Genomic DNA, 21,780 nt, shown 5'->3' with positions numbered 1-21,780 from the left:
TTGCTCAGGCTCTCGTCCAGGTCCATCGAACCGAGCACGGTGCGGATGTTGGTCATCACCAGCGCCAGCGAGGCCTGCTCGAGGTTGGATACCTCGTAGGCCGCCTTGGATGCGTCGAGCACCTGGTAAAACACCACGCCGTCGACCCGCACCACCGCGTTGTCCTTAGTGATCACGTCCTGGCTGGGCACGTCCAGCACCTGTTCCATCATGTTGATCTTGCGCCCGACCGCCTGGTAAATCGGGATCAGGAAATGCAGCCCCGGGGTCAGCGTGCGGGTGTATTTGCCGAACGTTTCCACCGTCCATTCGAAGCCTTGCGGCACGATGCGGACGAGCTTGGCGATGCCGATCACCACCACGAGCACGATCACCAGCGCGAGAATCTGCCCCATACCCCACCCCCTGTTCCGTCGAAGGTCCGAGTATAGGCGAGCGCGGCGACAACTCAGCTGTCGCGCACGCCGCCCAGTGGCAGCAGCAGCGCGACCTGCAGGCCGCCGCCCTCGCGATTGGCCAGCGCGATGCGGCCGCCGTGTGCCTCGGCGATCTCGCGCGCCAGCGCCAGGCCCAGCCCGGTGCCGGCGCGCTTGGTCGAGTAGAACGGCAGCAGCGCCTGCGCCAGCACGGTCTCGCTCATGCCCGGCCCGCGATCGGCCACCACCACGCGCAGGTCCCGCCCTACGACCTGAAGTGCAAGCGTCACCTCGTCGTCCGGGCCGCCGGCCTCGTGCGCGTTCTTGATCAGGTTGATCAGCACCTGCTCGACCTGGGCCGCGTCGAACCAGCCCGGCTGCGACGGCGGATCGCCCAGCAGCCGGAACTGGCAGTGCAACGCGAGAGCGTCGAGGAACGGCGTCCAGGCAATCGCCGTGCGCCGCGGCGCGGGCAACTTCGCGAAGCTCGCATAGCCGGCGATGAACCCGTGCAGGTGCCGGGCGCGCTCGCCGATGGTGGCGAACACGCCGGGCAGCCGGTCGAGCTCGCCGCGGCGCGCCAGTTCCGCGCCGGAGTGCGCCAGCGAGGAGATCGGCGCCAGCGAATTGTTGAGCTCGTGGCTAATCACCCGGATCACCCGCTTCCAGCTCGCCACCTCCTGCCGCGACAGCTCGCGCGTCATGCGCCGGAACAGCTGCAGCCGATGCGGACGCCCCTGCAGCCGGAACGCCCGCTGCGAGATGTGGAAGGTTTCCTCGCTGCCGTCCATCTCCACCGTGAGCAGCGCGTCCTCGCCCTGCTCGATCGCCTCGCGCAGCGCCGCCGGCGCGTCGTTCAGCACCTCGCCAAAGTCGAGCCCGTGCAGGCTGCGCCCTTCGTTGAACAGGTGGCGAGCGGCGATGTTGGCGTAGGCCACGCGGCCAACGCCGTCGGTGAGCACCAGCGCCACCGGCGTGTTCTGCACCACCGTGTCCAGCAGCAGCTCGCGTTGCACCAGGTGCTGGCGCTGTTCGCGCAGGGTCTGGCCCAGCGCGTTGTGCATGGTGATCAACTCACCCAGCTCGTCGCGCCGGTCGACCACCAGCGACAGGCTGAAGTCGCCGTCGCGATAGCTCGCCACCGAGCCCTCCAGCGCACGCAGCAGACGGCTTACCGGCGACATCACCACGCTGGCCATCCAAAGCGCCATCGGCAGCAGCACCACCACGCTGATCACCAGCCCGGCCACCGACCCCAGCCGCACCGGCGGTGCCTCGCCCACCTTCAGATCGGCATGCAGCCATGCGAGCAACTGCGGCAGCGGCCACTCGGTGACGCCGATGTAGATCGCCACGCCGCCCAGGCCGGCCAGCAGCAACAGCAGGCTGAGCCGTCCCTCCAGCGAATGCAGGCGGCGCGTCATCGGGGTGCGCGACCGGCGCTCAGCGGCATGCGGGGTCCATCGGGGTCTGCGGGCAGTTCACGGTCGGGCGGCCGTCGCGGCCGATCTCGTTGCCGCCCATGACCGCCGCCTTGCCCGACGCCTCCCGTGCCGCGTTGCGCTGCGGATGCGGGTCTCGCGATTCCTTGAACTTGAAGTGGCTCGGCGCGGCGGGCTTGAGGCCGGCACCGTCGCGATAGTCGGCCGATGCGCTGCTGGCGGCGGCCGGCGGCGGCGGGCTCCAGCGGTCGCTGGGATTGGCGGCCGGCGCCGGCACGCTCTGGGCGAACGCGGTGCTGCTGGCAGCCAGGACGCAGGCAATGGCGAACGTGCGCATCGACATGGCAGGACTCCTTCGGGATGAGGTCGCGGAGATCGCGGGTCGGACATTTTGTACGCCATCGCGCCCGGTGCCGACCACTGCCGCAGGATACGGCCTGCCGCGATCAGCCGCTGCCGGCCAGGCCGTAGCGTTCGATGCGCCGATACAGCGCCTGCCGCGACAGGCCAAGTGCATGGGCGGCGCGACTGACCACGCCGTCGGCACGGGCCAGCGCCGTCTCCACCGCCTCGCGGCTGGGCTCGTCGAGATTGCGCGCCGGCGCGTTCGCCACTGCCGGCAGATTGAGCAGCTCGGGGGTAATCGCTCGCCCGCCGGACAACAGGGCCGCCCGCTCGATCGCGTTCTTCAGCTCGCGCACGTTGCCCGGCCACGGGTAGGACAGCAGCGCGTCGCGCGCCGCGTCACCCAGCTCGGCGCGACCGTCCAGGAAATGCTCGGCCAGCGGCAGGATGTCGTCGGTGCGGTCGGCCAGCGGCGGCAGGTTCACGTCGATCACGTTGAGCCGGTAGTAGAGATCCTCGCGGAAGGTGCCGGCCTTGATCATTGCCTTGAGGTCGGCGTTGGTGGCCGACAGCACGCGCACCTTGGCATGGCGGGTACGGCCGGAACCGAGCCGCTCGAACTGGCCAGTCTCCAGCACCCGCAGCAGCTTCATCTGGCCGGGCAGCGGCAGGTTGCCGATCTCGTCCAGGAACAGCGTGCCGCCGTCGGCCAGCTCGAAGCGGCCCTCGCGCGCCTTGTTGGCGCCGGTGTAGGCGCCGGCCTCGGCGCCGAACAGCTCGGCCTCGATCAGCTCCCCCGGCAGCGCACCGCAGTTCACTGCCACGAACGGCCCGCGCTTGACCGCCGAATTGGCGTGCACGATCGCCGCGATCCGTTCCTTGCCGGCACCGTTGGGGCCGGTGATCAGCACCGGTACGTCGGAGCGCGCGATCTGGCAAGCCAGTTCCAGCGTCTGCGCCATCGCCTCGGACGCAAACACCAGGCCGTCCAGCTCATAGCGGCTGCGCAGGCTTTCGCGCCGGCGACGGCGCTCGTTGCGCGAGCGCGCCACTTCGCGGGTGGATTCGGACAGCTCCAGCAGGTTCTCCACCGTGGCCAGCAGCTTGGCGTCGTCCCACGGCTTGGCCAGGTAATCCGCCGCACCGGCCTTGACCAGCTCCACCGCGGTTTCCAGATGGGTCCACGCGGTGAGCAGGATCACCGGCAGGTCCGGATGCTGCTCGCGGATCGCGCGGAACAGCGCCACGCCCTCCTCGCCGGAGGTGGTGTCGGCGGTGAAGTTCATGTCCTGGATCACCACGCCCACGTTCTCGCGCGCCAGCATGGCCAACCCCTCCTCCGGGGTAAGCGCCACCAGCGGACGGATCTCGTGCAGCGAAAGCGCCAGCGACAGCGCCTCGCCCACCGAGGGGTTGTCGTCGATGATCAGTACGGTGCGCATCTTTCTTCTACACATGCGGACATGGATGCCGCTCCTCGCGAAATGGTTGCGCTCTTGCCACGACGCCTACCCGGTGGCGGGCGTCGGGCCCTGCGGCCTTGCGCCCCTCCCTCGGAAAAAGGGCGGGTGCTCACCACGAACCGTGGGCGAAGCGGCAGGCAGCAAAAGGCCCCGGCTGCTTCGTTGAACGGAAACATCCGCCAAGTTTTCCCTCGCCCCAGCCCTCTCCCGGACGGGAGAGGGCGCAGGGGTGGGTCAGGCCTTGGCCGACTTCTGCGCGGCGATCCACTGGTCGATGCGCGTCTGCAGCACGTCCAGCGGCAGCGCGCCGCCGTCGAGAATCGCGTCGTGGAAGGCGCGGATGTCGAACTTGTCGCCCAGCTCCTGCTTGGCCTTGGCGCGCAGCGCCAGGATCTTCAGCTCGCCCATCTTGTAGGCCAGCGCCTGACCCGGCCAGGTGATGTAGCGGTCGGTCTCGGCCTGCACGTCCGGCTCGTCCTCGCTGGAGTGGGCGTGGAAGAAGTCGACCATCTGCTGGCGCGTCCAGTGCTTGTAGTGCACGCCCGTATCCAGCACCAGCCGGTCGGCGCGCAGCAGCTCGTCGCTCAGGCGGCCGTAGTCGGACAGCGGATCCTGATAGAAGCCGATGTCCTTGCCCAACTGCTCGGCATACAGCGCCCAGCCCTCCTGGTAGGCGGTGTAGCCACCCTGCTGGCGGAACGGCGGCAGCTTGGGCAGCGTCTGCGCTATCGAGATCTGCATGTGATGGCCGGGGATGCCCTCGTGGTACGCCGTCGACTCGATGGTCAACACGCTTCGGTTGGCGAAGTCGCCGGTGTTGACGAAGATCTGCCCCGGCCGTGAGCCGTCCGGCGTGCCCTGGTGGTACTCGGCAGCGGCGGCCTCCTTTTCGCGGAACGCCTCCACCGGCTTCACCACCACGTCGGTCTTGGGCAGCAGGCCGAACAGCTTGGGCAGCTCCGGCTCCATCTGCGCCAGGTAACCGCGATAGCGATTGAGGATGTCCTCGGGCGAGCTGGCGTGGGTCTTGGGGTTGCTCTTGAGCGAGGCGCGGAAGCTGGCCAGGTCCTTGAAGCCCTGCGCCTTGGCGATCTTCGTCATCTCGCCTTCGATGCGCGCCACCTCGTCCAGCCCGAGCTGGTGGATCTCGGCGGGCGTCTTGTCGGTGGTGGTCATCTGCTTGACGTCGAAGCGGTAGATCGCCTCGCCGTTGGGCAGGTTCCACACGCCGGGCTGGGCACGGCCGTGCGGGGCGTAGTCGGTGGCGACGAAGTCCTTGAGCTTGCCGTAGGCCGGGCGCACGTCCTGATCGATCGCGGCAAGAATCGCCGCCTTCAGCCGGGCCTGATCCGCGGCCGGCACCGATGCCGGAAAATGCTTCAACGGCTCGGCAAACACGCTGTCCATGCCGGCCGGCGTACCGATCGCGTCGATCTGCTTGACCACCGCCTCGAGCAGATATTTCGGCGGCATCATGCCGTCGCGCAGGCCTTGCTTCGCCACGCCGATCACCTGGTCGAAGCCGGTCGGCACCTTCTTCAGGCGTGCCAGGTAATCCTCGTACTGCCTGGTGTTGTCGAAGGGGATCGAGCTGATGAACCCGGCCAGCTGCAGGTGAATGCCGCTCATCTGGTCGATCGGCATCTCGTCCAGCTTCAGCTCGTGCGCCTTGCGGCCGTCCTGCAGCTGGCGAACCATCAGCGCGTGGTTGAGCTTGTCGCTGTCGGAAAAACCGGTCGTGTCGATGGCCTGGAACCGGCGCAGGAAGTCGCCCGCCCACTGATACTCGGCCTTGGCGTGGGCCAGCGACAGATCACTCCAGCGGTCGTTGTAGCGCAGGTCGCCCAGGATGGTGGCGAACTCCGGCGCGTTCTTCAGCGTGTGCTGCCACTGCTCGTCCAGCAGCGCGTTCTGCGCCGCCACCCGGCTCGCCACGTCGGTCGACGCGACCGCAGCGTGCGCCGTCTGGGGCGCCAGCGTCACGGCGGCCGAAAGGCCAAAGGCAATCATCAACGGCAGCATCTTCATTGCGTCATTCTCCCTGGAAGAAACCGGATTCTGCCCGAACCGGGTCAGCACCGGATGGGCTGGATCTCATACCGACCGCGTCGCCACCACCGGTGGCACGCGCGAGGCGCGAAGCGCCGGGGCGAGTACTGCCAGTTGCCCAGTTACGCAAAGCAACAAAGCGCCGGGAAACACGAACCAGAGTGGCATGTGCGCAAGCTCGTAACGCCTCATCAGCCACAAATTGAGAACGAGCGCGGCGATCGATCCCACTACGACACCAATGCTCACGATCAGCAGGTTCTCCAGCTGGAAGTACCAACGTATGTCGCGCCGGGTGGCTCCGATAGCGCGGCGAATGCCGATGGTGCGCATGCGCTGCTGCACCCAGAAACTGGACAGCCCCACTACGCCGAGAACGGTGACTGCCAGCAACGCACCTATCACCGTCAACAGCAACCAGATCAGCGCCCGATCATTGTCGAAGTAGTCGTTGATCAGCTGAGTTTGTGTACCACTGGACTGGACGACACGCTGATCGTCGATCGCGTCGAGCGTGGCGGGGATATCGCGCAGCACACGGTCGCGCGCATCGGGTGCGGTGCGCAATACGTACATGCCACCACTGACATTGCTCGCCGGCAGCAGGTAGTTCAGTTCGGTGCCGCTGTATGCGTTGATCTGGGGATTGAGCAGATGCTCCACGACGCCAACCACCTGCAGCGGCGCCTTGCCGTCGTCGTCCTGGTAGATCACCTTGCCCAGCGGATCCTTCCCGGGCCAAAGGCGATCGGCCAGAGTACGCGTGACAATAGTGACGGTAGGCGATGGCCCGTTTTTAAACGGATTGAAGTCGACGTACTCCGAGGCCCTGAAATCCCTCCCCTCGACGATCTTCATCCCAAGCGCTGGCACCATGCCGGGCGTGCCCACGAAGAAGATCACGTTAGACAGCACCGACTTGCCGCCCGGCGTCGTCCAAAGACTCCCCGCCCAGCTCGAATGGCTCAACGGAAGGCTGTTTATGGCGATGGCGGCGTGAACGCCGGGCATGCCGCGCAGGGCTGCAAGGTCGGCAGCCTGGCGCGCGTTGGCCGCGAGTGGCGTCTGGCTGCTACCCAGGCCGCTGCTCCTCACCCAGACGAGCTCATTGTCAGCCACGCCCGTAACCACCTGCATCGCATGCACGCGATCGCTGATGATGAACAAGGCATTGGTCACGATGGCGCAGGTCAATGCGATCTCCAGCGCTACCAACAGCGCAGCGGTCTTGTGATGCCTGAGTGCAGCGAGAATGGGCTTGATCATGGCGAGCTCCTCACTGCAGCTTCAGGCCGCGGGCCGGCGGAAGAACGCTGGCACGCCACGCTGGAAACACGCCGGCGAATACGCTAGCCAGTAATGCCAGTCCCAACGCCACCCCGAGCATCGGGACATCCAGATAGGCCACCTGGGCGTAATCGGCCGGCTGCTGGCGAACGATCCAGAGCCCGCCCCAGGCCAACAAAAGACCCAGCAGACCTCCACCCAGCCCTATCATGGCTGCCTCGCCCAAGAGCTGGGCGAACAGATCACGGCGACTGGCACCCATGGCGCGACGCACGCTCAGCTCGCTGCTTCGGCGCATGAACTTCACCAGCAACAAGGCCACCGTATTTACCAGGCAGACGAGCAGGAACCCCAGTGCCAGCAATGTCTGAAGCTGCACGCTTCCCGGGATCACATGGTTGTAATCCAGCCAGCCCATCAAGTCGTGCAGTCCGACATGTGGCGGCCGCTCGAAACGGCCAAGCGCCCTCTGCTCCTGCGAGTAGTGGAGCAGGTAGTCCCGGTAATCCTTTGTGGCTTCAGGGGTATCAAGCTTCACCCAGTACTCCAGCCATTCGCAATTCGGCGCATCTTTGAGCGAGCCGCTCGGGAAGCCGGCATTGCTGAAGCATTGCACCGTGCTCGCTACGGACTGCTTGTCGGCCACCCCGGTCTCCAGCGGCATGTAGATGGACTCGCTGTGGCCGAAAGCGCCCTGGCTTTCAAGGTCGTAGAAGTGGGGTGACGGGTCCCAGTGGTCGATAACGCCGATGACCCGGTAACTGTAGTCACCCAGATGCACGCTCTGCCCTACGGCACGATCCGCGCCGAACAGCTTGTCGGCCAGCTTGTGGTCCAGCACCACCACACGAGCGTGCTTTGTATCGTCATCAGCCGTCCAGCCATGCCCATGGGAAAACGGCACATCGAACAGATTGAAGAATTCGCTGCTTGCGAAGCGCGTTGACTCGAAGAACGCTCGCTCCTTTCCCTGAGGCGGACGCACCGTCACTTGCCCGCGCGACATCGCAGCCTGTCGGCTACCGCGGTGGTCGCGCAGCAGATTCGTCGCGTCAGTCCAGGTGAAAAGCGCCGGCGGCTTGTCCTCTGCGTGGTATCCGTCCTTGTCCTGCGGATCGATCTGCGGATAGAACAGTTGCGCACTCTTCCCCGGCACCGGATCGGCCGTCATCACATGCAGCACCGTGAGCATGGTCATCGACGCCCCGATGCCCAGCCCGATGGCCAGCACCATCAGCGCGGTGAGGATCGGGCTGCGCCTGAGGCTGCGCAGCGCCAGTTCCGTGTAGTAGCCGATCATCCCTTCCTCCTTTCCCTGGACTTCACTGGTAGGAGCCCCGCGCGCGCGATGCCTTTGCTCCTGATCCACATCCAAAGCCAAAAGCGTCGCCCGCAAGCGGGCTCCTGCGTGTTCGTTGCGTCTACACCGATCGCGTTGCCACCACCGGCGGCACCGCCGCGGCGCGCAGCGCCGGGCCGAGGACGGCGAGCTGGCCGAGCAGCCACAGCGCCACGGCGCCTGCGGGGAGATAGGACCAGGGCAGGCGCGGCAGCTCGTACACCCGCATCAGTGCGAGGTTGAGGCCGAAGGCGAGCGTCATGCCCACCACGATGCCGCCGGAGACGATCAGGAAGTTCTCGGTCTGGAAGTAGCGCAGGATGTCGCGGCGGCTCGCGCCCAGGGCGCGGCGCACGCCGATCTGGCGGCGCCGCTGCTGCACCCAGAAGCTGGCCAGCCCGGCAATGCCCAGCGCCGTGATGCCAAGCAGCAGCCCGATCACGCCGATGAGCAGTCCGGCCATGGCGCGGTCGGCGGCAAAGTAGGCGCGGCGCAGGTCGGACATCGGCCCGCTGTGCGGCAGGTCGACCACCACCGTGGGCGCCATGCGCGCCACCAGCGCCCGCGCCTGCTTCCATACGCGCTGCGCCTGCTCGGGCGTCGTGCGCAACACGTAGACGTCGGACAGGTGTCGGCCGGGCAGGCCTGCCAGCAGCAGGGTGTTGTGCCGGGCACCGGGGCTGGGATCGGGCCGCATGAGCGAGGTGTACGTGCCGATCACGCGATACGCCTCTTTGTCCGAGTAAACCTGCTTGCCGAGCGGATCCTGGCCTGGCCAGAGTTCGCCGGCGTAAGCGGCATCGACCATTACCGAAGGCGTGCGTGGCAGGAACTCGCCGATGGGGCCGTATTCGTCCGGGGTGAACCATCGCCCGCTGGCGAGGGTGAGGCCGAGCGTGGACGCGAAGTTCGGCCCGGCCACGTAGAAGTGGCCCTGCTGGTTGTAGTGCATGTCGTCGGCCAGCAGGCGGAAGCCGATCTCGCCGGCGCGCTGGGTAAACGGCGCGGCGTTGGCGACCGCCACCGACTCCACGCCCGCCAGGCCGCCGAAGCCGGCCCGCAACCGGGCCACCAGATCGCCCGCCTGGGTCTCGTCGACGCCCTGCAACGACACCACCACCAGGCGGCTTTCGTCCACGCCACTGTTGATACGCATCATGTCCACGCGGTTGAATACCAGGAACAGCGCGTTGCAGAGAATTGCGCAGGCCATGGCGATCTCCATGGCGATCAGGAACACCGCCAGGCGATGCCGGCGCAACGCGGCGAGGATGGGCTGAATCTGCATGTCGATCCTCCTCACAGGGTCTTCAGCTGCAGCGCTGGCGGAATGCGGCTGGCGCGCATGGCCGGGACCACTCCCGCCAGCAGCGCGGCGACGATCGCCAGCGCGACGGTGAGCAGGAACATCGGCACGTTCAGCGCCACGATGTCGGCGTATTCCACCGGCTGCTGGCGCACCAGCCACAGCCCCAGCAAGGTAAGCGCCAGGCCGAGGATGCCGCCGAGCATGCCGATCACGCCCGACTCGGTCAGGCACTGCAGGAAGATCGATCCGCGCGTGGCGCCCAGCGCCCGGCGCACGCCGATCTCGCCACCGCGGCGCAGGAACTTGGCCAGCAGCAGCCCGACCGTGTTGAGCAGGCACACCAGCAGGAAACCGAACGCGAGCCAGGTCTGCAGCTTGACGTCGCCAGGCACCACGTTCTGATAGGCCAGCCACTCGGGCAACGACATCATGGCAACGTTGGCCGGATGGGTCAGTCGCCCCATGGCGCGCTGCTGCGCGTCGTAGCCCTGCAGGTAGCGCCGGTAGTCGGCGACCCTGGCGGGCGTGTCCAGCTCCACCCACAACGCCACCGACTCGCACGGTGCCTGCGGCAGGTTCTTCGGTTCCGGCTTGGCCCAGCAGGTGTACCAGCCGAAGTTGCCGGCGTTGATGTCCAGCGCCGTTCGTATCGGCAGATACACGTCATGCGGGGGGCCGAAGAAATACGACGTGTTGCCGCCGGAATGTCGCGCGCCGGCCAGCAGGTAGAAGCGCGGACGCGGACGCCAGTGATCGAGCACGCCCACCACCTGCACGCTGCTGCCGTTCAACACGATGCGGCGTCCCACGCTGTCGGCACCGCCGAACAGACGCTGGTTGAGCGCCTCGGAGATCACCACCTGTCGCGCCGCGCCCGCCTCGTCGGCGGCGGACCAGGCACTGCCGTAGCGAAACGGCACGCGGAACATCGGAAAGAAATCCGAGGTGGTGCCGACCGTGTTGGCGATGAACGGCGATTGCCCCGCCTGCGGCTGCACCTTGATGCCGCCGTCGATGATCATCGTCTGGCGGTCGGCCTTGCCCGAGCGCCACAGGTCCTGCGCGGAGATGTAGTCCAGCAGCGGCGGCGGCTCCCGCCGCACGTCCGCACCGGTCTCGGGATCGAGCTGCGGGTAATACAGCCGCGTGCTCTGCCCCGGCAGCGGGTCGCCGGAGAGCAGCTGCATCACGGTCAGCGTGGTCATGCTGGCGCCGATGCCGACGGCGATCGCCAGCACCATCAGTGCGGTGAGCACGGCATTGCGCCGGAGGCTGCGCAGGGCCAGGTCGAGGTAATAGCCGAACATGCGGTTACTCCATTGCTCCAGTCGTCATCCGCCATCCAGCAGCAGCCCGCTGGCGGGCGTTGTGCGTTGGCCGGGGCGAGCGGGCGGCATCGCGCGCACGCGGGCTGCTGCCGGACGGTGTTGCGATGGCTGCGCTCATACCGACCGCGTCGCCACCACCGGCGGCACCGCTGCGGCACGCAGCGCCGGGCCAAGCACGGCAGCCTGGCCGATCAGCCACAGTGCGATCGCGCCGATCGGCAGGTAGATCGCCGGCAGGCGCGGCAGCTCGTAGTGGTGCATCAGGAACAGGTTGATGCCGTAGGCCAGCGCCATGCCCAGCGCGATCCCCAGCGTGGCGAGCAGGAAGTTCTCGGTCTGGAAGTAACGCAGGATGTTGCCGCGGGTGGCACCCAGCGCACGGCGCACGCCGATCTGCCGACGGCGCTGAGCCACCCAGAAACTACCCAGCCCGACGATGCCCAACGAGGTGACCACCAGCAGCGCCACGCATACACCGGCCAGCAGCGTGGCCATGGCGCGGTCGTCGCGGAAGAAGTCGCGGCGCATGTCCGACCAGATGTGCTTGTTGATCACCACCCGATGCGGGTCGGCCTTCTTCAGCGCCGCGATCGCCGCCTGCAGCACGCGTTCACGATCGCCCGGCGCCGTGCGGATGATGTAGTTGTTGTTGTAGATACGCACCGGCAGCAGGGCGCTGTACTGGGCAAGCGCGTCGTCCCACACCGAGGGCCGCACCAGCGTCCTGACCACCCCGACCACCCGCAGCGGGGTATCGCTGCCCAGATACAGCTGCTTGCCCAGCGCGCTCTGCCCCGGCCACAGCCGCTCGGCCAGCGCCTGGGTGATCACCAGCACGCTGGGCAGGCGCTTGGTGTCGCCGGCCTGGGCCGCCTTCACCACGTCGTCGAAATCCATGTAGTCGTCGCCCTGCAGCATGCGCCCCGCCACCAGCTGCACGCCCAGGGCCTGGGCGGCGTTCTCGCCGTAGTAGGTGGTCATGTTGAGGGTCGACGTCTTCTGCTGCAGGTCGAGCTTGATGCCGCTGTTCCAGGACGAGTTGCCGAACGGCACCTGGTTGACCGAGGCCACGTCGGTGACGCCCGGTACCTGGCGCAGCGCGGCCAGGTCTTCGGCGGTGCGCGCCTTTTCGTCGCTGGTCGCGCCGATGTTGGCAAGCTCCAGGTGCACCAGTTCGCGCTCGGCCACGCCACTGGGCATGTCCATGCGGTGCAGGCGCTGGCTGATCAGGAACACCGCGTTGCAGACGATGGCGCAGGTCAGCGCGATCTGCAGGATCAGCAGTGCGGCGGTGATCTTGTGCCGGCGCAGCGTGGCGAGGATGGGCAGGATTTCCATCAGGGATGCTCCGGTCTCAGTTGCTTTTCAGTTGCAGCGCGGGCGTGACCTGGCAGGCGCGCCAGGCGGGCAGCAGGCCGGCCAGCAGGCTGGCGCCCACGGCAAGCGCAAAGGTGGTCAGCAGCATCACCGGATCGAGCTGGGCGAGCTTGGCGTAGTCCGACGGCTGGTGCCGCACCGCCCACAGGCCGAGCAGCGCCAGCCCCAGCCCGCCGATGCCGCCGGCCAGGCCGATCACGCCGGACTCCACCAGCAGCTGCGCGAATACCGCACGGCGCGATGCGCCCAGCGCCCGGCGCACGCCCAGTTCCCCGGCGCGGCGCATGAACTTGGCCAGCATCAGGCCTACCGTATTGACCAGGCACACCAGCAGGAAACCGAACGCCAGGTACACCTGCAGGCGCACGTCGCTGGGCACCACCTGGTTGAAGTCCAGCCACTCCATCAGGCTGCGCAGCTTGACGTTCGGCGGGCGCTGGAACCGGCCCAGCGACTGCTGCTCCTGCGAGTAGTGGGTGAGGTAGTCCTTGTACGCCGCGACCTGGTCGGCGCCCTCCAGCTGCACCCAGAACTGCAGCCACACGCAGGTGGCCGTTTCCAGGTGCTCGTCGTCACCGCCGCCGCGGCCCCAGCAGTCCATCGAGCCGTTGCGGTCCAGCTTCAGATCGCGAAAGGTGGTCAGCGGCAGGAACACGTCTTCCAGCGCGTGGTAGCCGCCCATGTTCAGGTCGTAGAAGTGCGGATTGGGCCGCCAGGTATCGAGCACGCCGGCCACGCGGAACGCGGCGTCCTTGAGCCGCAGGGTCTGGCCGGTGCTGTCCTTGCCGCCGAACAGCTTGTCGTTGAGCTCACGGCTGATCACCACCACGCGCGCCTTGGCGTCGTCGTCGCCCTGGCTCCAGCCGTGCCCATACAGGAACGGCGCCTTGAACATGGCGAAGAAATCCGCGGTGGTGTAGCGCGCATCGCTGAAGAACGGCTCCATGCCGGACTGCGCCGGCTGCACCGGTACCGCGCCGCCGGTCATCAAGGCCTGCCGCGAGCCGCGGTGCGCCTTGAGCAGGTTCATGCCGTCGATCCAGGTGACCTGCGCCGGCGGCTCCTTGCCCGGCTCGTAGCCGTCCTTGTCCTGCGGATCGAGCTGCGGATAGAACAGCGTGCCGCTGGAGCCGGGGATGGGATCGCCCGAGAGCACGTGGAACACGGTCAGCGTGGTCATGCTGGCGCCGATGCCCAGCGCCACCGCGAACACCATCAGCGCGGTAAGTGCCTTGTTGCGCCTGAGGCTGCGCAGGGCCAGGTCAAGGTAGTACTGGAACATCGTCATCACTCCGCACGCAGGGTCAGGTTCCGGGAAAAGCCCGCAGCCGGGCTCCGGTGGTGGGTCAGCTCGCTCATCACGCCGACCTCGTTGCTACTACGGGCGGCACCGCGGCGGCGCGCAGGGCCGGGCCGAGCACGGCCAGTTGCCCGATCAGCCACAGCGCGACGGCACCACCGGGCAGGTAGAACCAGGGCATGCGCGCCATCTCGTAGTGCTGCATCAAGTGCAGGTTGATGCCGAAAGCCAGCACCATGCCCAGGGCGACGCCGGCGCCGGTGAGCAGGAAGTTCTCGGTCAGGAAGTACTGCATGATGTGGCCGCGCGACGCGCCCACCGCACGGCGGATACCAATCTGCCGACGTCGCTGATTGACCCAGAAACTGGTCAGGCCGACGATGCCGAATGCAGTGACCGCCAGCATCACCACGCACACCAGCACCAGCATCCATGCCATGGCGCTCATGTCGGCGAAGTAGCTGTCGCGGATCTCGCCATAGCTGACGCCATGAGCGACCGCGTCGGGGTTGAGGGCGGTCAACGCCTGCTCGGCCTCACGCGCGAGGCGGTCGCGATCGGCCGGAGCGCTGCGCACGACATAGTGACCGAGCGCCCCCTTGGAGCCGGCGGCGCTCATCGGGAACCAGGCCGCGTAGTAGCTGTAGGGGCCGCCATCGCCTACGTTGGGTCGAAGCGTATCGGCCACTACGCCTACCACCGTGTAGTAGTGCGGCAGCGAGTACAGCACCTTGCCCAGCGCTGGCTGGCCTGGCCACATGGCCTGCGCCAGGCGCTGGTTGACGATGACCGAGTGGGCCTCGGCCAGCGGAGAGGTATCGAAATGCGAGTCCGCATACTCCTGCTCGGTGAACAGGCGCCCCTGCAGCAGTTGCAGCCCGAGCGCGCGTTCGCCGCCGCTGCCGATGAAATACATCGAGATGTTCTGGCTGTTCTTGGCAGTGAGCGTGGCGTCGGGCGTGGTGCCGAAACTCCAGCCCCAGTTGTTGTGGCTCAGCGGCAGGGTGTTCACCGCAGCCACCGCCTGCACTCCGCGCAGCCTGCGCAACGCATCGAGGTTGCGCGGGATCTCGCTGGCAACGCGCTCGTCGTCGGAACCGCGCAGGGTGACCACCGCAATGCCCTGCTCGTCGATGCCGTTGGGCAGATGGATCGCCGCCACCCGCTGGCTGATCATGAACACGGCATTGCACAGCACGGCGCAGGCGAGCGCGATCTCCAGCACGATCAGCAGCGCGGGAATCCGGTGCTTGCGGAGACTGGCAAAGATGGGACGGATTTCCATGGTCTGGCCTCAGGCCGCCTTGAGTTGGGGAGCGGGTGCCAGCACGCAGGCGCGCCACGCCGGCAGCAGGCCGGCCACCAGGCTCGCTACCAGTGCCACCGCAAACGTCAGCGCAAACATCCCCGCGTCCAGCCGCGCCAGCCCGGCGTACTCGGCGGGCTGGTGACGGATGCCGAACAGGCCCAGCTCGGCGAATCCCAGCCCCAGCATTCCACCGACCAGCCCGACGATGCCCGCCTCCACCATGAACTGGTTGAAGATCTCGCCGCGGGTGGCACCCAACGCGCGGCGCACGCCGATCTCCTGGGACCGACGCAGGCACTTGGCCAGCAGCAGACCGACCGTGTTGACCACGCAGATCAGCAGGAAACCGAACGCCATGTACACCTGCAGGCGCACGTCGTCCGGCACCACCTGGCGCTCGCGCAGCCAGGCCATCAAATCCAGCAGTCGGGTATCGCTGCGCTCGAAGCGGCCGGTGGCGATCTGCTGGCGCACGTAGCCGTCCAGAAACGCGCGATAGCTGGCCACGGCAGCGGCATCGTCCAGCTCCACCCAGAAGCCGAGCCACATGCACGGCGCCGTCTCGACGTGGGTGAAGTCCGGCACTTCGGCATAGCACTCGGTGTCCTGCGGGCTCATCTTCAGGTCGCGGGCGGTCTTCAGCGGCAGGAACACCGCGTCGCCGTCGCCGTAACTGCGACCGCCCAGTCCCTGTGTATAGAAGCGCGGCTGCGGCGCCCACGGCTCGAGCACCCCGGCAACGCGGAAGTCGTGATCGTTCAGCCGAATCGTCCGGCCCACGCTATCGGCGCCGCCGAACAGCTTGTCGTTGAGGAAGCCGGCGATCACCACCCGCGGTGCTCCCCGCTCGTCGTCTTCCGCGGTCCATCCACTGCCGTACTGGAAGCGCGCGTCGAACATGGCGAAAAAGTCCGCAGTGGTCATGACCCCGTCGCTGAAGAACGGATGGGCATTGGCCTGCTGCGGAACGATCTTGGCCTGGGTGAGCGCCATCACTGCCTGGCGCGTGGCGCGCCGCGCGTGCAGCAGGCTCATCGCGTCGACATAGGTCATCGTCGGTGGCGGCTTGCTCTCCCCTGCCACGTAGCCATCCTTGTCGTTGGGATCGAGCTGCGGGTAATACAGCCGCGCGCTCTTCTGCGGCAGCGGATCGCCCGAGAGCAGTCGCAGCACCGTGAGCGTGGTGATCGATGCCCCGATACCCAGCGCCAGTGCCAGCACCATCAGCGTGGTGAGCACCTTGTTGCGCTTCAGGCTGCGCAGCGCCAGGTCCAGGTGGTAGGCAAACATGGGCGGATTTCCAGAACGTGAGTCACGAGAAAAAACTTCAGCTCGCGGCCAGGCCTTTGCGTGGCGCGCGCGAACCCCGCTATTCGAGCGCCTGATGCCCGTAGCTCAGCACGCGCGTGATCTGCCACGTGTCGCCCTGGTGGCGCCAGACCACCACGAAGTTGGCGATGCCGTCGCACTTGCCGGTATCGAACTGGCAGAAGCGGTGCACGCCTTGTTCGATGGCGCCGAAATCCTTGATCGGAAACACCTGCAGGCTGCCCGCGACCAGCTCGCGCCGGAAGTGACCGCACACGTTCTGCTCGGTCCGGGCGAGCATCTCCTCGCGCGTCCAGGTGACGCCGCCGTTGTCGTGATAGAACTCGACGTCTGGCGCGAAGTAGCTGGCGTGCCTTTGCAGTTGGCCCGGGAGGCTGCAGTGGTTGAACGCGTCGAACACCGCCGTGTCGAGCGCGGCGATCGTGGTGAACAACTGGTCCGAAGGTGCCAGCCCGGCCGGGCGTGCATCCGCCGCCGGGGTGACCGCCGGCAGGGACAGCGCCAGCAGCGCCAGGCAGATCGTGGTGGATCGAGCGATCAAGGAGGTTCCCCCGCTGTGCCTTGGTGAGTGGACGCGCCGTGCGCGACGGCGCGTCCATGGATGATTCGACGCGCAGCCAGTCGCCCTACACCGAACGGGTTGCCTCTACCGGGGACACGCGCGAGGCGCGCAGCGCCGGAGCAAGCACCGCGCCCTGGCCGAGAAGCAGCAGCGCGACGACACCGGCGACCACGTACAACAGCGACAGCCGTTCCATCTCGAAGTGGTTGACCAGCCACAGGTTCATGCCGATCGCCAGCGTCGCCCCGACCAGCACGCCGCCGATGCCGATCAGCAGGTTCTCGGTAAGGAAGTAGGACAGGATGTCGCGCTTGGTCGCCCCCAGCGCGCGGCGCACGCCGATCTGCTTGCGGCGCTGGCCGACCCAGAAACTGGTCAGGCCCACGATGCCGGCCGCCGTGATGGTCAGCAGCACGGCGCAAACGACACCCATCAGGATCGCCATGCCGCGATCACTCTTGTAGGCATCCTCCCGCACCCTGGCAAACGTGCGCACGCCGCGTTCTTCCGGGATCACGCGCATGCGGTTGGTCTTGATCAGCGTAGCCGGCACACGCTCGGTGATCGCCGCCAGCTGGCCCGGTTGTGCGCGGACCAGATAGGTTCCGAAGTTGCCGGTCAGCAGTACCGGGATGAGCACCGAGTTCTCGGCGAAGTTGTTGGCCCAGTTGCCGGTCCACGGCACCTGCAGGCGCTCGACCACGCCGATCACGGTACTCGGCTTGGACAGGCCCGACAGATAGATCGGCTTGCCCAGCGCACCGCCGGCGGGGTAGAGCTTGTCCGACAATGCCTTGGAGATGATCACCGCCGGTGCGGTGTCGAAGCTCTTGGCATCGATCGCACCGATTTCGTCAGCGCGGAAATTGCGCCCGCTGACCAGCTTCACGCCGAGCACCGAAAGCGCGTGGTCGTCGCTGAAGTACAGCGTGGTGTGCGCTTGCTCTTTCCTCGATTCAGGCCGCGTGTCCACGCTGGTCGACCAGCCGCCACCGCGCAGCGGGTAGGAGTTGATGGTGGTGGCATCGGCAACGCCGGGAATCTGCCGCAGCGTGGCGAGATCGGTGCGGGTGAGCGCGGTGGTGGCGCCCTCGTCCGCGCCCACCCACCGGTTGGCGACGGTCAGAAGATTGCTTTCCACCAGACCCGTCGGTCGCGCCAGATGTTCGGTGCGCTGGCGGATGATGAACAGCGCGTTGCACACGATCGCCAGGGTCAGCGCGATCTGCAGTGCGATGAGCAGCGTGCCTGCCTTGTGCCGCTTGAGTGCGACGAGAATGGGCTTGATCTGCAGCATTGTCATCGCCTCCGTCAGTTGGACTTCAGTTGCCAGGCCGGCTGCACCTGCGCCGCCCGCCATGTGGGATAGAACGCGGCGATCAGCGTGGCCAGCACAGCGGCCACCAGGGTCAGCATCACCAGCTTCAGGTCCAGCGTGGCCAGCCGCGCGATCTGCTCGTCGAACACCCAGCCCACGCCCAGCACGCCCAGGCCGGTAAGCAGCAGGCCAAGCGCACCGCCGGTCAGCCCCACCGTGCCCGCTTCGATCAGGAACTGCAGATAGATCTCTCGCCGTGAGGCACCGAGCGCCCGTCGCACGCCGATCTCCGGCGAGCGGCGCATGAACTTGGCCAGCAACAGCCCGACCGTGTTGACCAGGCAGATCAGCAGAAAGCCCAGCGACACCAGCAGCGAGATCTTCGACTCCGGCGGCACCACCTTCTGGAAGTCGAGCCAGTCGGCGACGTTGCGCAGGCGCACGTTTGGCGCCCACGTGAAACGACCGGCACGCTGCTGCTCGGCGGCGTAGCCGGTCAGCCACTGACGGTATGCGTCGGCGTCGGCCTTTGCGGGGAGCTCGGCCCAGTACTCGATCCAGATGCATTCCGAATGCAGCCAGCTGTCCCAGCCTGGGCCCGGCGTGGCGTTGCAGTTGTTGTTGCCGGCGGAGGGCATCTGCAGGTCGACGGCACGGGTGAACGGAATGAACAGGCCGATCGGGTCACCGAAGCCACCGGTGTTGACCGGGTCGAAAAACAGCGGCTGCGGATCCCACGCGTCGATCACGCCGGTGATGCGGTAGTCGTGCCCGTCCAAGTTGATCGACTTGCCGACGCTGTTGGCGCCGTTGAACAGCTTGTCGTTGAGCTTCTTGCCGATCACCACCACGGCGGCGCGCGCATCGTCCTGCGCCTGGGTCCAGGCGCCGCCATAGAGAAACGGAATGTCGAACATGGCGAACGCGTCGCCGTACCAGGCGTAGCTGTTCTCCTGTAGCGGCAGGCGCGTGGCGTCCGCCGGAATCACCGACGGAGCGATCGGATACAGCGCGGTCTGCCGCTTGGCCCGGTGCGCCTGCATGAAGGCCATGGCATCGGTATAGGTCAGCGCCGAGGGCGGCTCGCCCTTGTCCAGATCTTCCGCCTTCCAGTTGGCGATCTGGACCGCGTAGAGCTGGTCGGACTTGCCAGGGATGGGGTTGTTCGATGTGGCGCGGAACACCGAGTAGGTGGTCATCGATGCGGCTACGCCAAAGCCGATGGCCATCACCATCAGCGCGGTGAGCATCGGGTTGCGGCGCAGGCTGCGCAGGCCGAGCTGGAAGTAGTACGCGAACATGGGGAGAGTCCTGGTGCGCGGAATCGTTCGGCGGCGGCTCCCGGAGGAGCCGTCGGTGGCTCAGCTGCGGCCGGCCTCGGCGTGGGCCGGGTGCGTGTGGAAGCGCGGATCCTCGGCCAGGTCCACCACCTGCCCGTCGATCACGTGCACGTTGCGCTGCGCGCGCGCGGCGAGCTCGGGATCGTGGGTAACCATGACGATGGTGGCGCCGTCGCGGTGGATCTCTTCGAGCAACTCCAGCACGCTGCGCGCCATCTGGGTGTCCAGGTTGCCGGTCGGTTCATCCGCCAGCAGCAGGCGCGGGCTGCCCGCCAGGGCGCGGGCGATCGCCACGCGCTGCTGCTGGCCGCCGGACAGTTCGGCCGGGTAGTGCTTGGCGCGCGAGGCCAGGCCCACGCGCTCGAGCGCGTCCATGATCCGCTGCTTGCGCTCGGCCGACTTCATGCCGCGGTAGCGCAGCGGCACCTCGACGTTGTCGAACACGTTGAGGTCGGGGATCAGGTTGAACGCCTGGAAGATGAAGCCGATCTTCTCGTTGCGGATCTTCGAGCGCGCGTTGTCATCCAGCTTGCTCACCTCGATGCCGTCCAGGTGATAGGTGCCGCCGGTGAAGGTCTCCAGCAGCCCGGCGATGGTGAGGAAGGTGGTCTTGCCCGAGCCGGACGGCCCGGTGACCGCGACGAACTCGCCCTCCTTCACGTCGATGTTGAAGTCGCGCAGCGCGTAGGTCTCCACCACTTCGGTGCGGTAGACCTTGGACAGGTGAGTCATCTTGAGCATGGTGGAGTCCTTCGGTGGATGAGCCGGGGTTGAATACGGAGAACCTGGAGATGGGTGTCGCCTCGCCCGTCTTGGGGTCGGCGACCTGACCAGTCCTTTGGTCATCATTCCCGCGCGAGCGGAAAGCCTTCTTGCGTTGGTGCATCAGATCCCCATGAATTCCCGCTTGCGCGGGAATGACGTCATGCAGGATCTGACGGAATGGAGCCTGGAGCGGTGATGGCGCCAGCTGATGGCAACGGTCAGTTACTGATGGCGACGCGCGCCGCGCTCTTGAAGCTGTCGGTACCGGAGATCACGATCTTGTCGCCCTCTTTGAGGCCATCCAGGATCTCGACCTTGTCGATGCTGCTGGCGCCCACGCGGATCGGCGTCTTGGTGGCGATGCCGTCGGCGACGACGTAGGCGTAGTTGCCGCCGGACTCATCCACGAACGAGCCGCGCTGCACGGTGAGCACGTCGTCGCGCTTGTCCAGCAGCACCCGCACCGACAACCGCTGGCTCTGGCGCAACTGCTTGGGCGTGGAGCCATCGAAGGCAAGCCGCGCGGCAACTTCGCCGTTGACCACCTCGGGCGAGATCGCACTCACCTTGCCTTGCCAGGTGCGGCCGTTGCCGCTGATCTCGCCGGGCATGCCGATCGCCAGATCACGGGCGAAGCTTTCCGGCACCTGCATCTCCACCTGCAGTGCGCTGAGGTCGATCACGCTCAGCAGCTGGGCGTCCTTGGCAACGGTGGCGCGCTCGGCGATGAACAGCTGGCCGACCTGCCCGTCCACCGGTGACTTCACGTTTAGATCGTCCACCTGGCGCTGCAGGTCTTTCACCAGCAGCACCTGGCGATCGTGCGCAAGCTTCTTGGACTGGATGTCGAACGCCAGGCTGTCGTTGTCCATGCCGAGGTTGGCCTTGGCGTGGCGCTGGGCGATCTCGGCCTTCTGCAGCGTGTCGTTGGCGGTGTCGACGTCGGTTTTTGAGACGGCGCCCTTGCCGAAGGCGGCCGTGTTGCGCTCGAGCGTGCGGCGGGCGGCCTGGGCGTCGATCTGGGCGTTGTCGTAGGCCTGCTGCAGCTCGGCTTTCTTTTTCTGCGCGTCGATCTGGGCGCGCTTGTATTCCACTTCCATCGCGTCGGCGTTGGACTGCTCCTGCGCCAGCTTGTTGGTGAGCTTGGGGCTGACAATGGTGGCCAGCACGTCGCCCTGCTTCACCGTGTCGCCAGCGTGCACCTTCAGCGTGACTGCGCCGCTGGAGGTGGCGTAGAGCGTGGGACTGACCGCCGCGACCACCTTGCCCTCGGCCGCGATGTCGCGCACGAACGGGCCGCGGCTCACCGTGGCGAAAGCCAGTCGCGAGGCGCTGACCGATGCATCGGCGGAGAACAGCCGCATCACGCCGGGCATGGCGATCGCCAGCGCGGCGAGCACGGCCACGCCGGCACCGATCCAGAGCAGGCGACGCTTGCGGTTGGGCTTGACCTCGACCATGCGGTCTTGGGCGGAAGTGTCACGAATCATTGCAGTCCCCGT

At 67.0% G+C, this 21,780-nt stretch carries 18 protein-coding genes; all 18 read right to left on the bottom strand.

The window, feature by feature from the left end:
* Positions 1–395, bottom strand: a 395-nt coding sequence (locus tag VFG40_RS05875) for an SPFH domain-containing protein (protein WP_324895875.1), incomplete at its 3' end; no start/stop codon positions are given.
* 53 nt (positions 396–448) lie between these two features.
* A complete protein-coding gene (locus tag VFG40_RS05870) occupies positions 449–1,840 on the bottom strand; it encodes a sensor histidine kinase (protein ID WP_324895873.1) in 1,392 nt (463 codons plus the stop codon).
* Between the two features lie 19 nt (positions 1,841–1,859).
* Complete coding sequence (locus VFG40_RS05865; RefSeq protein WP_324895871.1) at positions 1,860–2,201, bottom strand: hypothetical protein; 342 nt, start codon at positions 2,199–2,201, stop codon at positions 1,860–1,862.
* A 103-nt stretch (positions 2,202–2,304) separates the two neighbouring features.
* Complete coding sequence (locus VFG40_RS05860; RefSeq protein ID WP_324895870.1) at positions 2,305–3,645, bottom strand: sigma-54-dependent transcriptional regulator; 1,341 nt, start codon at positions 3,643–3,645, stop codon at positions 2,305–2,307.
* A 255-nt stretch (positions 3,646–3,900) separates the two neighbouring features.
* Complete coding sequence (locus tag VFG40_RS05855; protein ID WP_324895868.1) at positions 3,901–5,694, bottom strand: DUF885 domain-containing protein; 1,794 nt, start codon at positions 5,692–5,694, stop codon at positions 3,901–3,903.
* 66 nt (positions 5,695–5,760) lie between these two features.
* Positions 5,761–6,981 carry an ABC transporter permease gene (locus VFG40_RS05850; RefSeq protein ID WP_324895866.1) on the bottom strand — a complete coding sequence of 407 codons (1,221 nt, stop codon included), beginning with the start codon at positions 6,979–6,981 and terminating at the stop codon, positions 5,761–5,763.
* A gap of 10 nt (positions 6,982–6,991) precedes the next feature.
* Positions 6,992–8,302, bottom strand: a complete 1,311-nt coding sequence (locus tag VFG40_RS05845; protein WP_324895864.1) for an ABC transporter permease — start codon at positions 8,300–8,302, stop codon at positions 6,992–6,994.
* A 121-nt stretch (positions 8,303–8,423) separates the two neighbouring features.
* The gene (locus VFG40_RS05840) at positions 8,424–9,629 is read right to left on the bottom strand and encodes an ABC transporter permease (RefSeq protein WP_324895862.1); all 1,206 of its coding nucleotides are present in this window, start codon (positions 9,627–9,629) and stop codon (positions 8,424–8,426) included.
* 11 nt (positions 9,630–9,640) lie between these two features.
* A complete protein-coding gene (locus VFG40_RS05835; RefSeq protein ID WP_324895860.1) occupies positions 9,641–10,957 on the bottom strand; it encodes an ABC transporter permease in 1,317 nt (438 codons plus the stop codon).
* 135 nt (positions 10,958–11,092) lie between these two features.
* Positions 11,093–12,316 (bottom strand): ABC transporter permease, encoded by a 1,224-nt coding sequence (locus VFG40_RS05830; protein ID WP_324895858.1) that lies wholly within the window; start codon positions 12,314–12,316, stop codon positions 11,093–11,095.
* 16 nt (positions 12,317–12,332) lie between these two features.
* A complete protein-coding gene (locus tag VFG40_RS05825) occupies positions 12,333–13,637 on the bottom strand; it encodes an ABC transporter permease (RefSeq protein ID WP_324895856.1) in 1,305 nt (434 codons plus the stop codon).
* A gap of 76 nt (positions 13,638–13,713) precedes the next feature.
* Complete coding sequence (locus VFG40_RS05820; protein ID WP_324895854.1) at positions 13,714–14,940, bottom strand: ABC transporter permease; 1,227 nt, start codon at positions 14,938–14,940, stop codon at positions 13,714–13,716.
* A 9-nt stretch (positions 14,941–14,949) separates the two neighbouring features.
* Positions 14,950–16,254, bottom strand: a complete 1,305-nt coding sequence (locus tag VFG40_RS05815) for an ABC transporter permease (RefSeq protein WP_324895852.1) — start codon at positions 16,252–16,254, stop codon at positions 14,950–14,952.
* A gap of 79 nt (positions 16,255–16,333) precedes the next feature.
* Positions 16,334–16,834: a nuclear transport factor 2 family protein gene (locus tag VFG40_RS05810; protein ID WP_324895850.1), complete on the bottom strand. Its 501-nt coding sequence runs from the start codon at positions 16,832–16,834 to the stop codon at positions 16,334–16,336.
* 85 nt (positions 16,835–16,919) lie between these two features.
* Positions 16,920–18,152 (bottom strand): ABC transporter permease, encoded by a 1,233-nt coding sequence (locus tag VFG40_RS05805; protein WP_324895847.1) that lies wholly within the window; start codon positions 18,150–18,152, stop codon positions 16,920–16,922.
* Positions 18,153–18,166: 14 nt separating this feature from the next.
* Positions 18,167–19,474, bottom strand: a complete 1,308-nt coding sequence (locus tag VFG40_RS05800) for an ABC transporter permease (RefSeq protein WP_324895845.1) — start codon at positions 19,472–19,474, stop codon at positions 18,167–18,169.
* A gap of 60 nt (positions 19,475–19,534) precedes the next feature.
* A complete protein-coding gene (locus VFG40_RS05795) occupies positions 19,535–20,254 on the bottom strand; it encodes an ABC transporter ATP-binding protein (RefSeq protein ID WP_324895843.1) in 720 nt (239 codons plus the stop codon).
* 242 nt (positions 20,255–20,496) lie between these two features.
* Positions 20,497–21,768 carry an efflux RND transporter periplasmic adaptor subunit gene (locus tag VFG40_RS05790; protein ID WP_324895841.1) on the bottom strand — a complete coding sequence of 424 codons (1,272 nt, stop codon included), beginning with the start codon at positions 21,766–21,768 and terminating at the stop codon, positions 20,497–20,499.
* Positions 21,769–21,780: the final 12 nt, after the last annotated feature.

It is taken from the genome of Dyella sp. (assembly GCF_035685805.1).
In the GTDB taxonomy this organism is placed as follows: domain Bacteria; phylum Pseudomonadota; class Gammaproteobacteria; order Xanthomonadales; family Rhodanobacteraceae; genus Dyella_A.
This window is presented reverse-complemented; position numbering and strand designations above follow the sequence as displayed.